At 69.0% G+C, this 13,617-nt stretch carries 14 protein-coding genes; 2 read left to right on the top strand and 12 right to left on the bottom strand.

Annotated elements, in window-relative coordinates:
* Nucleotides 1–184: 184 nt before the first annotated feature.
* Entirely contained in the window at nucleotides 185–2,065 is a 1,881-nt protein-coding gene (locus IT293_14210) for an oligopeptide transporter, OPT family (protein MCC6765807.1), read from the top strand.
* 129 nt (nucleotides 2,066–2,194) lie between these two features.
* On the top strand, nucleotides 2,195–2,500 hold the full coding sequence (locus tag IT293_14205; GenBank protein MCC6765806.1) for a cupin domain-containing protein: 306 nt from the start codon (nucleotides 2,195–2,197) through the stop codon (nucleotides 2,498–2,500).
* Nucleotides 2,501–2,626: 126 nt separating this feature from the next.
* Here the strand turns inward: IT293_14205 and IT293_14200 are convergent, their stop codons facing one another.
* The 12 genes from IT293_14200 to IT293_14145 all read right to left on the bottom strand — a co-directional run bounded on the left by IT293_14200 (nucleotide 2,627) and on the right by IT293_14145 (nucleotide 13,592).
* On the bottom strand, nucleotides 2,627–4,414 hold the full coding sequence (locus tag IT293_14200; protein MCC6765805.1) for a hypothetical protein: 1,788 nt from the start codon (nucleotides 4,412–4,414) through the stop codon (nucleotides 2,627–2,629).
* A 182-nt stretch (nucleotides 4,415–4,596) separates the two neighbouring features.
* The gene (locus IT293_14195) at nucleotides 4,597–6,969 is read right to left on the bottom strand and encodes a GAF domain-containing sensor histidine kinase (GenBank protein MCC6765804.1); all 2,373 of its coding nucleotides are present in this window, start codon (nucleotides 6,967–6,969) and stop codon (nucleotides 4,597–4,599) included.
* Nucleotides 6,970–7,186: 217 nt separating this feature from the next.
* On the bottom strand, nucleotides 7,187–7,345 hold the full coding sequence (ccmD, locus tag IT293_14190) for a heme exporter protein CcmD (protein ID MCC6765803.1): 159 nt from the start codon (nucleotides 7,343–7,345) through the stop codon (nucleotides 7,187–7,189).
* A complete protein-coding gene (gene ccsA / locus IT293_14185; protein MCC6765802.1) occupies nucleotides 7,342–8,052 on the bottom strand; it encodes a cytochrome c biogenesis protein CcsA in 711 nt (236 codons plus the stop codon). Before ccsA ends, ccmD begins: the two co-directional genes overlap by 4 nt.
* A complete protein-coding gene (locus IT293_14180; GenBank protein MCC6765801.1) occupies nucleotides 8,049–8,711 on the bottom strand; it encodes a heme exporter protein CcmB in 663 nt (220 codons plus the stop codon). Before IT293_14180 ends, ccsA begins: the two co-directional genes overlap by 4 nt.
* The gene (ccmA, locus tag IT293_14175; protein ID MCC6765800.1) at nucleotides 8,708–9,427 is read right to left on the bottom strand and encodes a heme ABC exporter ATP-binding protein CcmA; all 720 of its coding nucleotides are present in this window, start codon (nucleotides 9,425–9,427) and stop codon (nucleotides 8,708–8,710) included. The genes IT293_14180 and ccmA overlap by 4 nt, the downstream gene beginning before the upstream one ends.
* Nucleotides 9,424–9,708 carry a hypothetical protein gene (locus tag IT293_14170; GenBank protein MCC6765799.1) on the bottom strand — a complete coding sequence of 95 codons (285 nt, stop codon included), beginning with the start codon at nucleotides 9,706–9,708 and terminating at the stop codon, nucleotides 9,424–9,426. The genes ccmA and IT293_14170 overlap by 4 nt, the downstream gene beginning before the upstream one ends.
* 10 nt (nucleotides 9,709–9,718) lie before the next feature.
* Entirely contained in the window at nucleotides 9,719–10,120 is a 402-nt protein-coding gene (locus IT293_14165) for a cytochrome c-type biogenesis protein CcmH (GenBank protein MCC6765798.1), read from the bottom strand.
* Nucleotides 10,117–12,117: a heme lyase CcmF/NrfE family subunit gene (locus IT293_14160; protein ID MCC6765797.1), complete on the bottom strand. Its 2,001-nt coding sequence runs from the start codon at nucleotides 12,115–12,117 to the stop codon at nucleotides 10,117–10,119. Before IT293_14160 ends, IT293_14165 begins: the two co-directional genes overlap by 4 nt.
* A 10-nt stretch (nucleotides 12,118–12,127) precedes the next feature.
* A complete protein-coding gene (locus tag IT293_14155; GenBank protein ID MCC6765796.1) occupies nucleotides 12,128–12,544 on the bottom strand; it encodes a cytochrome c maturation protein CcmE in 417 nt (138 codons plus the stop codon).
* Between the two features lie 62 nt (nucleotides 12,545–12,606).
* Nucleotides 12,607–13,407 (bottom strand): acyl-ACP--UDP-N-acetylglucosamine O-acyltransferase, encoded by an 801-nt coding sequence (gene lpxA / locus IT293_14150; protein ID MCC6765795.1) that lies wholly within the window; start codon nucleotides 13,405–13,407, stop codon nucleotides 12,607–12,609.
* The gene (locus tag IT293_14145) at nucleotides 13,404–13,592 is read right to left on the bottom strand and encodes a DNA gyrase inhibitor YacG (protein MCC6765794.1); all 189 of its coding nucleotides are present in this window, start codon (nucleotides 13,590–13,592) and stop codon (nucleotides 13,404–13,406) included. The genes lpxA and IT293_14145 overlap by 4 nt, the downstream gene beginning before the upstream one ends.
* Nucleotides 13,593–13,617 lie beyond the last annotated feature (25 nt).

The following is a 13,617-nucleotide window of genomic DNA, read 5'->3' as shown; positions in this document are numbered from 1 at the left end:
TCCGTGTCGCGTGGATAGTCGGAAACGTCGCCGAGGAGCACGCGACGATCGTCACGGCAACGCACGCGCACGATCGTGATCCACTTGCAACGCGCATCGCGGCGCGCGACGTGCACGGACGCAATGTCCGTTGCGTTCGTGCGCCATGGGCCGTAGCATCGCGCGCCGCCCGAGCGTCTGAGCCATGACGTCCCCTCCGAGCGACGAGTCCTCCGCGACCTTCACGCCCTACGTGCGGGCCGACGACGAGCCCGCGGAGCTCACCCCGCTCGCCGTGGCTCTCGGGATCGTACTGTCGCTCACGTTCGGAATGGTGAACGCCTATCTCGGCCTCAAGATCGGACTCACGGTCTCGGCCTCGATCCCGTCGGCGGTCCTCTCGATGGCCGTGCTCCGGGGTATCCTGCGGCGCGGTACGGTTCTCGAGAACAACGTCGTGCACGCGATCGCCTCGACCGGCGAATCCCTCGCCGCCGGGGTCATCTTCACGATCCCCGCCCTCATCTTCCTCGAGCTGCATCCGAGCGCGCTCGAGGTATTCCTGATCGGGGTCTGCGCCGGGATCCTCGGCATCCTGTTGATGATCCCCTTCCGCCACGCGCTGACGATCGAAGAGCACGGCACCCTGCCGTTTCCGGAGGGCACGGCGTGTGCCCAGGTCTTGATCGCGGGGGATCGCGGCGGCGTGACCGCCCGACCGGTCTTCGCCGGGATCGCGCTCGGCGCGCTCTACCAGCTCGCGATGCGGGGCTGCTCGCTCTGGCGGGACAGCGTCGGCATCACGCTGCACCGCTTCCACAAGGCGACGTTCGGCATGGAGCTGTCTCCGCTCTTCCTCGGGGTCGGCTTCCTCATCGGACCGCGGATCGCGGCGACGATGCTCGCGGGCGGGGTGCTCGGCTGGACCGTTCTCTTGCCATGGTTCGACGCGATCGGCGGGCCCGGGGTCGGGGCGTGGCTCGGCATCCCCGCCACCGTCCGGGATCTCGCCGCGACCGACATCTGGAGCCGCTACGTCCGCTACGTGGGGGCCGGCGCCGTGACGGCCGGGGGCGTGTCCGCGGTCGTCCGCGCCGTCCCGGTGATGATCGCGGCGCTGGCCCGCCTGCGGCCCGCGAACCGCGCGGCGGTGCGGAGCGTCGCGCGCACCGAGCGCGACCTTCCGACGTCCGTCGTGGCGGCCGGCGTCGCGACCCTCACGCTCGCCTTCTGGCTGGTCCCCGCGTTCCACCTGTCGCTTCCCGCGACCGTCCTGGCCGTAGGGTTCAGCTTCTTCTTCGTCGTCGTCTCCGGCCGCATCGTGGGGCTCGTCGGGACGACCTCGCAGCCGGTGTCGGGCATGACGATCACGGCGCTCCTCGGAACCACGCTCAGCCTCGCCGCGCTCGGCGAACGCGGTCCCGCCGGAGTCACCGCGTGCATCACGGTCGGCGCCCTCGTGGCGATCTCGATCGCGCTCGCCGGGGACCTCGCGCAGGACTTGAAGACCGGAGCCTTGCTCGGCGCCACTCCGTACCGCCTCCAGATCGGGCAGATGATCGGGGTCGTCGCGGCGGCGCTGCGCGCGGGCTCGGTTCTGTTGCTGCTGCACGCGGCGTACACCCTCGGTTCACCCGCCCTCCCCGCGCCGCAAGCCAAGCTGATGGCGACCCTCGTGACCGGCGTCATGGACGGCAATCTCCCCTGGGCCCTCATGGCGCTCGGGGCGGGAATCGCGCTCGCAGCCGAGGCCTGCGGCGTCATCCCGCTCGCCTTCGCGATCGGCATCTACCTCCCGATCACGACCACCGCCCCGTTGATCCTCGGCGGCCTCCTCCGTGCCTTCCTGTCCCGGGACTCGCGACCGCTCGAGGACCGCCCGGTGCTGTTCGCCTCGGGTCTGATCGCCGGCGATGCCCTGATGGGGATCGGCGTCGCGGCGCTCACCGTCGGCGGACTCGCGAGCACGCTGGCGCTTCGAGCGCCGGGGTCCGGGGGCGCCACGACGGAAGCCGTGCTGACCGTCGCTCCGTTCCTGGCGCTCATGGGGTTGCTCGCCCGACAGGCGTGCGCCGGACGGAAATGAACGCGATGCCGACTGACGAGGCGACTGCGCGCGACGAGGCCGCGGTCCGGCGGCCATGACGTCCTGCGCGCCCGCCGCCGCGTGCATGTTCCACGGCGTCCGGCCGCGTCGCCTCGCGAGAGCGACGCGATGAGGCTCGAACGCATCGCCTGGGGCGACGGCGATCCGCCGCGCGAGTCGGCGCTGCGCGCGCGGCTCGCCGCCGACGGCTTCGAGGTCGTGGCGTGGAGCGACCCTCCGGGCCGCATCTACACCCCGCATCGACACGCCCACCACGAGTCGCTCTGGTGCGTGCGCGGCTCCATCACGTTCCACGTCGACGGGCACGACTACCGTCTGGATCCCGGCGACCGCCTCATGCTGCCGCGCGACACGCTGCACGGCGCAACGGTCGGCTCCGCGGGCGCGGCCTACCTGATCGGCGAGAAGCCGTAGGCGGGCGGGCGGACGGCTGATCGTCCCGCGCGCCGAAGCGAGCGTCTCCGAAAACGGCGAGGGCCCACGGCTCGTCCGCCGCAGGCCCTCGCTTCGGTCGCCGCGCTCGCGCGGCGAGCCGTCGGATCAGAACTGGTAGCTGAAGCGGATGCCGGTCTCCGAGCGGCCGCGGTTCAGGCCGGCGAGGCCCCAGGGCTCGAAGTTGATCTCGCGCGTGGGGTTGATGATGAACCGTTGCGAGAGGTTCACGGCGAAGTTCGGCGTCACGAAGTAGTCGACCCCCCAGATGGCCGACTGGCTGTAGCTGTTGACCGGATCGAGCAGGTAGATGAAGGCTGGCGCCACGCTGCCGCCGCGGTAGAAGCCGATGATCGCGAACGTCATCAGCATCTCCCAGCGGTGGATGTCGTCGCGGTAGGCAATCGGCTTCGCCTGGCCGATGGTCTTCGTCTTGGTCGGAAGGTCGAGACCGCCGATCGTGCTGTTCGCCTTCTGGATCATGTAGGTGTGGAACAGCTGGCCGGTGATGAAAAAGGTCGTCTTCTTGTTGAGCGGGCGGATCCACGTCGGGCGATCGAAGGCGATCAGCCCCGACCACACGTCGTGGTTGCGGATGCCGGGCAGGAACGGCGCGAACGTCGTGTCGCGCGTACACGCGCGCTGACCGGCGTCCAGGCGCCGGTTCACCTGGTCCGCGTCGTGCGCGCACGAGTAGAACGGGATGCCGAAGTCGTAGGCCTGCTCCGTACGCCACACGATCTTGGTCCATTCGTCGAAGTAGTTGGCCGCGATGCCGATCGTGTGGATGTACGGCGTGTAGAACTCCACCGGCAGCGTGCCGCGGCTCACGAGCTCCTGGGTGCGGATCTGACCGGCCTCGGTCGGCGGGATGCCGCGCGCGAGAGCCGCGCTGCTGGTCGCACCGCCGCTCGGGGCGAAACGCTGGTAGAGATAGCCGATCTGGATCTGGAGCCCTTCGGGCAGGATCGGCGTATCCGGACCGGTCACGCCGTTGAACCGGATGCCGAACTGGCTGTTGTCGATCGGGTTCCGGTCGTAGTTGCCCTGGCGGAGGCTCGTGCCGTTGTTGAGGCGCTCGATGCCCGAGAAGACGGCGTAGAAGGCGCCGCTCCGGGGATTGGTGAGCGGATTGCCGAGCCGGACGCCCCAGGGGTTCGGCAGGAAGCTGAGCTTGCTCGGGCTCCAGTCACCCGGGTTCCAGTAGGCCTCGGCGAACACGTTGCTCCAGGAGCCGACACTCCCGAAATCGTAGAGACCCTTGATCATCCAGAACGGCATGCGCAGATCGTCGAGACCGAAGGCCGGGGGCGGCAGCTCGTAGAAGAAGTGCCACGACAGATCGAGGGCGTTGGCGCGGTCGAGGAGGCGAAAGCCGTCGGACTCGCCCCAGATGACCTGCTGCTTGCCAGCCCGTAAGCTGAAGTTGCCGCGGAACTTGATGTCGACGTACGCCTCGCGGAGGTCGTTCTCGTACTTCATGGCGTTCCGCCAGCCATGATTCATGTCGTCGAGATGCTGATAGCGCTTGTCGATCTTCTCGCCGGTGAACTCGAACTCGTCGGTGAATCCGGGCGTCAGATCGTAGATGCTGTCGTAGACGCCGCGGTACAGCAGGAAGAGGTGCGAACTCTCGATCCAGTCGGAGAGGTCGTAGCGGTCGAGGAACTTGCCGCCCCGCTTCATCCATTCGTAGTCGACGCGCACTCGCAACGTGTTGCGCTGTTGGATGAAGTAGTACTGGTCGATGTCGGGATGACGGATGAGTTGCTGCGACTGCACGTTCCCCGACAGCTCGAGCGGGCCGAACTTTTGCGTCGCCTCCGCGCGGCCGGCGACTCCGATCAGCACCGCGAGGACCAGCCACGCCAGCATCCGCTGCGTGCGCTTCACCATGACGTCCCTCCTCCGCGCGCGCGCTGCCCCACGCGTCCGTTTCGAGAATGGCGCACCGCCGGACGGCGATGCGTATGGCGCTCTACCGCAGCTCCCCGCTCGCGCGCAAGCTGCGGCCGCCGATCACGACCTGCACGCGCGCGCGGCGATGCGACCGACGACGCACTCCGCGTCGCGGCGCGTCAGGCCGAGAGCTTCTCGAGGGGCGGCGCGCCCGCCGAGCTCGTGCCGCACGGTCGCAGCGGCAGCCGGATCTCGAAGCGCGAGCCCTTGCCGACCTCGCTTTCGACGCCGATCGTCCCGCCGAGGAGCGCGGTGAGCCGCCGGACGATGTAGAGGCCGAGCCCGACGCCGTCGTGTCGACGACGGTCGCTCCCGTCCACCTGCCTGAACATGTCGAAGATGATGCCCTGCCCCTCGGGGCTGATCCCGATGCCGGTGTCGGCCACCGCGATGAGCAGCGCGTCGTGACCCGCGTCGACCGCCGACCGGACCGTGACCGAGCCCGCGTCGGTGAACTTGAGAGCGTTGTGGACCAGATTCCGCACCACCATCTTGAGCTTGGGATGATCGCTCTGCACGATCGGGACACCCACCGGCGGCTCGATCGACACGACGACCCCGGGCTTGACCCACGCCGCCGGGATCTCGGCCTCGACCTCCGCGAGCAGGCGCCTGACGTCGACCGGCTCGAGGGTCACGGGGAGCGCCCCCGATTCCATACGGCTCACGTCCAGGGTCGCCTGGATGAGCTCGAGGAGCTGCCGCGAGTACTGCAGGACCTTGCAGCAGACCTCCCGCTGCTCCGGCCCGACCGGTCCGAACTCGCCGTCCGAGAGGAGCTCGTTGTAGCCGATGATCGCGTTCAACGGCGTGCGGAGCTCGTGCGACATCGTGCCGATGAACTCGGATTTCAGGTTGTTGGCGGCGCGCAGGTTGGCGAGCAGTCGACCGTTCTCGATCGCGGTCACGGTCTGCTGCGCGATGCCGGCGAGGAGACGGCGGGCCTTCGGGTGGAAGGCCCCCGACTGCGTGTGCGAGCCGGCCGTCAGGTATCCGATGATCTCGCCGCGCAGGCGCAGGGGAACTGCGGCCCACGACCGCAGCGACCAGCGCTGCATCCAGGACACCTCGGTGTCCGTGCCCGCGATCTCCGACCAGCCGTGGTGGTCGGCGCGGGTCAGCTCGGGAAAGTCCCGCAGCTCGAAGTCGATCTGCTTGACCTCGAGGAGCATGCTCGGCGCGACGCGATCCGTGCCGGCCGTCACCCGGCAGGTCTGCAGCTTCGGATCGCAGAGGACGATGTTGATGAACTCGCAGCCGACCAGGTCGCAGGTGAGCCCCGTGAGGCGCTCGAGCCGGTCGTCGGCGTCGGGGTTCGCGTTCAGCAGCTCGGAGACGCGGAGGAGCGCCGCCGAGATCTCCGCTTCCTCGCGCTGCCGGGCATGCAAGGTCGCGTTCTCGATCGCAAACGCCGCCTGGGTCGCGATCCCGGCGACCAGCTCGCGCTGCAGCGGCGAGAACGCCCCGGGCGTCGACCGGCTTCCGGTCGCGAAGATCCCGACCGTCCGATTGCCGCAGCGCATGCCCGTGAAGATTCCCGAGGCGACGTTCCACTCGCGAACGGCGCGCGCTCCGGAGCCCTCCGCGGCGTTCGGCATCTCCACCACGCCCTCGGCGAGCACGACGGCGCCGAAGTCCCAGAAGGCCGTGTTGATGATCGGCGACCCGCCGAGACCGCGGCTCGCCATCAGACAGTATCCCGAGGGGCTGCTGGGATCCGTGAGGATCGTCGCGCACCAATCCGTCTTGAGGCGTTCGGCCGCGACCGCGTGCAGGCGATCGATCACGATGCCGAGGTCGAGCGACGTTCCGAGCGCGCGAGTCACCTGAAAGAGACCGAGCGCCGTCTCCGCGGCGACCGTCAGCTCGACGTTCGTCGCGGCCAGCCGCTCGCCGGTCGCGGCGAGGCACCGGTTCTTGTCGCGAAGGTTCCGCTTGTAGAAGTAGCACTGCGAGGCGACGACGGCGAAGACGAACACCGCGACGACGACCAGCGTGCCCACGTGGACCTCGCGGATCGCGGCCGGAGATCCGAGCGCGACGACGAGCCCGTACCCGAGGGCCGCGGACGACGTGATCACCACGCCGCAGAGCGCCGAGACCATCGTGGCCGGAACGATCGTCATGAGGAAGAAGTAGCCGAAGAGCACCCCCGTCGGCCCGAGCAGCAGGAGGCCGGCGGCGATCGCGATCGTGTCGAGGATCAGCTGGGTGTAGACGACCGCGCGGAGATCGGCGCCGCGCGCCATCATCCGCCGATAGACCGGGCTGAGGCAGGCGGTCGCGACGCATACGAGGGTCACGGGCAACCACCGCATCGCGACCCCGCCGAGGTATCCGATGGCCGGCATCGCGATCGCGACGGTCAGCCCGGTGCGCCAGCGTGTCTCGCAGAGCCAGTGATTGATGGCCTGGAGGTCGGAGGCTTCGAGCTCGGCAACCGCGGTCGGTTGGTCCGGAGAGGCATCCGCCGACCGGAGGCCTCGAGACACGACGCGCCGCACGGCCGGTATTCAGCAAGCGACATGCCAGTGGCCTGGCAACGCGCCTCGGAATCGCGATCCGAAACCACCGGGAAACCTCACGAAGGTCGGCGCGCGCGCCCCCTGGGCGCGCGCGCGCGCACCCGGCAACGCGCTTGCACTGTCATTCGCGTAACGGTCGCCGATTTCGTCGCATGCGGTCCGTCGGGACCGCGGCGGGAACTCGTCAGAGCGCGGATCGTGGGGGCACCCGGGACTCGAGGTCCCGCAACTCCCGTTCGAGCGCCCGATGGCGGCGGCCGAGGTGCATCAGGAACACCGCCAGCAGGATCCAGATCGCGCCGTAGGCGGCGAACAGGAACCAGAACCGATCCGTAGCGCTCATCGGGCGACCTCCTCCACGCGATCCTCCAGATCGTGCAACTCGTCGCGCAAGCGCAGGCCCTCGCAGCGCAGCCGCAGAAGCCACACGAACAGCAACATGAACGCGACCATCGTGACCAGCAGCGCGACCACCATGCGTGGATCCTCGAGACCACCCTTGTTCGCGGGCGCGGAGATCACCGACGGGTGCATGCCGCGCCACAGACGCACGGAGACCTGGATGAGCGGCACGTCGAGCACCCCGACCACCGCGAGCACGGCGGCATAGCGCGCGATCTGCGGATCCTCGCGGGCACTCGATCGCAGCACCAGATACACGGCGTAGATCGTCCACAGAATGACCGTCATCGTGAGTCGCGGATCCCAGGTCCACCACGCGCCCCAGATCGGCCGCGCCCAGATCGGACCGGTGACGAGGACCATCGTACAGAACAGCATGCCGACCTCGACCGCCGCCACCGCCACCCGGTCGTGCTCGAGGCGGCCTCGCCACAGAAAGAGACCGCTCGCGCCCGCGGCCACGAAGAAGCCGAGGAAGGCAGCCCACGCCGAGTTCACGTGGAAGTAGAAGATGCGCTGCACGGCGCCCTGCATGCGCTCGTTCGGCACGTACACGAAGACGCACCAGAGCGCCGCCAGCATGGCGAGCGTGCTGGCGATCGGCAGCACGCGATCGACGACCGGCACGGAGGAAGCTGGCGCGCTCATTCCTGCACCACATGTTCGAAGACCATCCATCCGGCGACGCTGAAGATGACGTCGAAGGCCGCGAGCACGCGGAGCCACGCGCCGGCACTCGCGAGGCTGCCGCCGCTCATGACGACGCGGCTCGCCTCCACGGCGCAGATCACGAGCGGGACCAGGAGCGGCAACACCAAGAGCGGCAGCATCATCTCGCGTGCCCGCAGACGCACCGAGATCGCCGCGAACAACGTCGCGAGCGCCGCGAAGCCGATGAGCCCGAGAAGGTTCACGAAGAGCACGGCGGCGGGCGCCGCGAGGACCGACGCGCCGAGCAGCAAGGCCAGCAAGGCCATCAGCACGACCTGCGCGAGGCCGAGCACGATCACGTTGCTCGCCATCTTCGCGACGAAGATGGCGCCGCGGTCGATGGGACAGAGCAGGAGGCCGTACCACGCGCCGTTCTCGCGCTCGAGGAGGAACGCGCGCTGGATCGCCATGAGGCCGGCGAAGACGAACGTCACCCACTGAACGGCGGGAGCGGCGTTGGCCGCGCCTTCGGGATCCATCGCGAAGGTGAACGTCAGCAGCACGAGCAGCATGAGGACCACGAGACCGGAAAGCGCCTCGCGCGTCCGAAGCTCGAGTACGAGATCCTTGTGCAGGATCCGCCATGCGGCGCTCATGCGGCGACCGCCCCCGTCACCTGCCGATAGACCCCGTCGAGCGCGGCCACGGTCGGGACCGGACCGTCCCACGCGACCCGTCCCCGGTGCACGATCAACACGCGCGTCGCGACGTCGACGCCGCGCCGGAAGTCGTGCGTGGCGACCACGATGGTGCGGCCGCGATCGCGGAGCTCGCGGAGCAGGTCGGCGAGCCAGTCCGCGGCCGCGGCGTCGAGTCCGGTCCACGGCTCGTCGAGGATCACGAGATCCGGATCGTGGATGAGCGCGCGCGCGAGCGCGAGCCGCTGCTCCATGCCGCGCGAGAAGAGTCGGACCGGCCGCGCACCCGCCTCCGTGAGCGCCACGCGCTCGAGCCAGATCCGGACGCGCTCGTCCGCATCGCCGAGCCCGAACATGCGGGCGTAGAAGCGCAGGTTCTCCCGCGCCGTGAGGTCCGGATAGAGGAAGCTCTGGTGGGCGACCAGGCCGACCCGACGCCGTACGGCCGGATCCGGACCCGTCACGTCGAACACCCGCAGCCTCCCGCTCGTGGGCGCCATGAGGCCGGCGAACAGGCGGAGCATGGTGCTCTTTCCCGCGCCGTTCGGTCCGAAGACCGCGACCGCGTCGCCCGCGTCGATCCGAAGGGTCACGTCGCGCAGCACGACGGTCCGACCGAACGCCTTGCCGACGGCATCCGCGGCGATCACCGCGGCACGATCGGCATCGGTCACCCGAACCTCTCGAGCGCCGCGAGGGCCGCGAGCGCGCGGGCCTCGTACGTGTCGCGTATCGCCGCGTGGTCCTCGGTCGAGAGCTTTCCCATCTGCAGGTCGAAGTCCGCCTCCTTGATGGCGGCGTACGCGAGCTCCTTCTCCTTCTCCCACCGATAGCGCTCGGGATCGCCGACGGGCCCCGCCGAACCCGCAACGGAAGGACGCAGCAGCGGCCAGGCGATCGCCGCCGCGACGCTCGCGATCACGACCAGTCCGACGAGGTAGACCAACGCGCTCACGGCCGTCGGCTCACGCGTCGAACCGGCCGAGCTCGGCCTCGAGGCGCGCGCGGCGCGCCTCGTCGATCGGCGCCGGCCTGGAGGGCGGAGGCACGGTCGGCGGTCGCCGCCATCGCCGCGACACGACCACGATCACGGCCCCGGCGACCAGCACCGCCGCGAACGGCGTGACCCACGCGACGAGATTGAAGCCCGTCGTGGTCGGCGCCGAGAGGATCTTCTCGCCGTACTTCGTGGAGAAGTACGCCAGCACCTCGGCGCGCGTCCTTCCTTCGCCGAGCTGCGCCGCGATCTCCCGCTTCAGCGGAATGCCGGACGGGCATTGCACGTGGTTGCAGCTGTGCACGGTGAGCCCGCAACCGCACTGGCAGGTCAGTGCCTCCTCGATCTCGGTTTGCGTGGCGTTCTTCACCGCAGCGCGGCCTCGAGGCCGCGATCCTCGACCGCGAGCGCCGCCGCAAGCGCGCGCCGCTCAGCGGCCGTCGGCGACATCACGATGACGGTGCCGAGGACCATGACCAGGCCCCCGATCCACAACCAGTTCACCAGCGGATTGACGAAGACGATCATCGTCATGAGCCCGGTCGCCTCGTCGTAGCTGCCGAGCACGAGATAGAGATCCTCCACGAGCGTACTGCGAAGGGCGACCTCCGTCGTCGGTTGCTGCTGCTTCTTGTAGAAGCGCTTCTCCGGGAAGAGCGTCCCGACCGGCGCGCCGTCCTTGGCGACCGCGATCTCCGCCAGCATCGAGGAATAGTGGGGATCGTCCGTGAAGTGGATGTCCTTGTACGTCAGCGTGAACGACCCCACCTGCACGACGTCGCCCTTGCGGATCGTCTCCTGCTCCTCGAGCCGGAACGCCGACGACGCCGCGACACCGATGAACACCATCACGACGCCGACGTGGATCACGTAGCCGCCGTAGCGTCGGCGGTTCTTCCCGACCAGGTTCGCGAGCGCCCGCGGCGCGGGCTCGCCCATCAACGCCTGGCGCGCTCGCGTCCCGCGATAGAACTCCATGAGGATCGTCGCCAGCACGAAAGCCGCCAGCGAAAAGCACACGACGGCGTAGTAGTTGCGCCATCCGGCGGCGAAGATCACCGCGCCCGTGACGAATCCGACGCCGAGCGGAGCCGCGAAGCTCCGGCGCAGCTTGCGGGCGCTCGCGCGGCGCCACGCGATGACCGGTCCGACCCCGGTCATGAAGAGGAGCGCGAGCCCGAGGGGCGCGTTCACCTTGTTGAAGAAGGGGGGCCCGACCGTGATCTTGATGCCGCGCACGGCCTCCGAGATCACGGGAAAGATCGTGCCCCAGAAGGTCGCGAAGGCGATCCCGACGAGCAGGAGATTGTTGAAGAGGAAGGACGCCTCGCGCGACAGGAACGAGTCGATCTCGTTCTCGCCGCGGAGCAGCGGGCGGCGCCAGATCACGAGTCCGCTCACGACCACGATGACGCCCAGCAGGAACGCGACGAAGAACGGCCCGAGACCCGATTGCGTGAACGAGTGCACCGACGAGACGACGCCGCTGCGCGTGAGGAACGTGCCGAAGATCGTGAGGCAGAAGGTGAGGAGCACGAGCACCATGTTCCACATCTTCAGCATGTTCTTCTTTTCCTGGATCATCACCGAGTGCAGGAACGCGGTGCACGAGAGCCATGGCATGAACGCCGCGTTCTCCACGGGATCCCATGCCCAATACCCGCCCCAACCGAGCTCTTCGTACGCCCACCGCGCACCGAGCATGTTGCCGAGCGTGAGGAAGAACCACGCGAAGAGCGTCCACCGGCGCGTGGTCCTGATCCACACGTCGCCGAGCCGTCCCGTCACGAGCGCCGCGATCGCGAAGGCGAACGGCACCGAGCAACCGACGTACCCGAGATACAACGACGGCGGATGGATGAGCATCCAGTAGTTCTGCAGGAGCGGGTTCAGGTCGGCGCCCTCGGCCGCCGGCACCGGCAGCCGCTCGAACGGGCTCGTGACGAAAACGAGGAGCGCCAGGAAGAACACGGCGATCGTCATCAACGTGGCCGTGACGTACGGCATGAGCGCGGCGTTGCGGTCGCGATTCTGGAGATGCACCACCGTGCTCATCGTCGTCAGGATGAGCACCCAGAAGAGCAACGATCCCGCCTGACCGCCCCACAGGGCCGCGATCCGATAGGGCAGCGAGAGCGTCGAGGACGCGTACGACGCGACGTACTCGAGCGAGAAGTTGGCCGTGAGGAGCGCGTGCCAGAGCACGGCCGCCGCGACGGCGACGAGTGCGTGAACCGCGTACGCCGCGTGCCGGGCCGAGCGGGCATATGCCGGACGCCGCGCCCACGCGCCGTAGACCGCGGTCAGTACGGCGTAGAGTCCGCCGACGAACGCCAGGCGGAGCGCTAGCAGGCCGAGGTCGACCATGATGCCTTCGTCACTCCTTTGCGACTCCGGCGCCCGCCTCGGCTTCGTATTTCGACGGGCAGGCCGTCAGCAGCGTGCGGGCATGGAAGGAACCGTCACGGGCATAGGTCCCCTCGACGATCACGTCGCGGCCCTCGGCGAACATGTCGGGGAGGACGCCAGTGTAGGCGACCGGGACGCCGTCGCTGTCCTCGAAGTTCGCGAGACGGAACTTGAGGTCGAGGGTCGCCGGGTTCCACTGCACGCTCTTGGTTCCTACACGACCCGCGACGCGAAGCCCTTCGCCCGCGACCGCCTCACGACGCGACAGGAGCTCGTCGATCGTGAGGTAGTATACGGAGGTCTCGCGAATACCGGTGTACACGAGATAGGCGACGGCTGCGACGATGATGCTCGCGCCGACGATGAAACGGCGATTTCTCTCCATCAGAGGGCGACCCGGGTGAATCTACTCGGCTTCCGAGCGGCTTTGCAACTCGGGGGTGGTGATCACCCGTCGTCGCCGGATGCCGATCCGCGCGCGCGCGGCGCGACGCAGACTCCGCGCTTCGACGCGCGTACGAACGCGACCAGCTCCCGCACCTCGTCCGTCGTCGCGCCCGCCTCGACCTCGTCGAGCGCGCGGCCGAGATGCGTCGGTCGGCCGAACAGACGGGCGAACGCGCGCCGGATCGCGGTCACGCGCGCGGGCTCGAATCCGGCGCGGCGGAGGCCCACGACGTTCACGCCGCGGACCGTGTGCGTCCCGTCCATCAGACAGAACGGCGGAACGTCTCGGCTCGTGCGCGACGAGCCGCGCAACAACGCGAAGCGTCCGATCCGCACGTGCTGATGCACGACGCAGTTCCCCGATACGAACGCGCGGTCCGCAAGATCGACATGGCCCGCCAGGAGGGCGCCGCCCGCGACGATCGTCCCGTCGCCGACGCGGCAGTTGTGGGCGACGTGCGCGCTCTGCATCAAATAGTTGCCGTTGCCGACGACCGTCGCGCTGCCGGGCCTCGTCCCCCGGTGCACCGTCACGTGCTCGCGGAACACGTTGTCGTCGCCGATCACGAGGAACGACTCCGCCCCGCCGAACGCCAGGTCCTGCGGCTCCCCGCCGAGCACCGCCCCGGGGTGCACGACGTTCCCGGCTCCGAGTCGCGTGCTGCCGCGCAATACGGCGTGGGCCATGAGCCGGCATCCCGGACCGACATGAACCGGGCCGTCGATCACGACGTAGGGACCGATCGACGCGGTCGGGTCGACCTGGGCCGCGGGATCGACGACGGCGGTCGCGTGGATCACGCGATGTCGCTCTCGTCGTCGTCGAGCACGTCGCTCCCGAGCACGGCTCCCGGGATGCGGTATTGCTCGGTCACCCAGCCGCCAAGGTCGGCCAGCTGGCACCGCTCGGAGCAGAAGGGGCGATGGGGATTATCCTCCCACCGCACCCCTGAACGACAGGTCGGACAGCGCGGCGCGTCCTCCATCGTGAGCCTCCCCCTCAGCGGTGCC

Source organism: Deltaproteobacteria bacterium, assembly GCA_020848745.1.
GTDB lineage: Bacteria > Desulfobacterota > Binatia > UTPRO1 > UTPRO1 > UTPRO1.
The sequence above is the reverse complement of the archived record's forward strand: the minus strand, read 5'-3'. Positions and strand labels throughout refer to the sequence as shown.

Bases quoted from the DNA above. Each gene is read 5' to 3' on its own strand.
- IT293_14210 (MCC6765807.1), top strand. From the start codon at position 185: ATGACGTCCCCTCCGAGCGACGAGTCCTCCGCGACCTTCACGCCCTAC.
- IT293_14205 (MCC6765806.1), top strand. From the start codon at position 2,195: ATGAGGCTCGAACGCATCGCCTGGGGCGACGGCGATCCGCCGCGCGAG.
- IT293_14200 (MCC6765805.1), bottom strand. From the start codon at position 4,414: ATGGTGAAGCGCACGCAGCGGATGCTGGCGTGGCTGGTCCTCGCGGTG.
- ccmD (MCC6765803.1), bottom strand. From the start codon at position 7,345: ATGAGCGCTACGGATCGGTTCTGGTTCCTGTTCGCCGCCTACGGCGCG.
- ccsA (MCC6765802.1), bottom strand. From the start codon at position 8,052: ATGAGCGCGCCAGCTTCCTCCGTGCCGGTCGTCGATCGCGTGCTGCCG.
- IT293_14180 (MCC6765801.1), bottom strand. From the start codon at position 8,711: ATGAGCGCCGCATGGCGGATCCTGCACAAGGATCTCGTACTCGAGCTT.
- IT293_14160 (MCC6765797.1), bottom strand. From the start codon at position 12,117: ATGGTCGACCTCGGCCTGCTAGCGCTCCGCCTGGCGTTCGTCGGCGGA.
- IT293_14155 (MCC6765796.1), bottom strand. From the start codon at position 12,544: ATGGAGAGAAATCGCCGTTTCATCGTCGGCGCGAGCATCATCGTCGCA.
- IT293_14145 (MCC6765794.1), bottom strand. From the start codon at position 13,592: ATGGAGGACGCGCCGCGCTGTCCGACCTGTCGTTCAGGGGTGCGGTGG.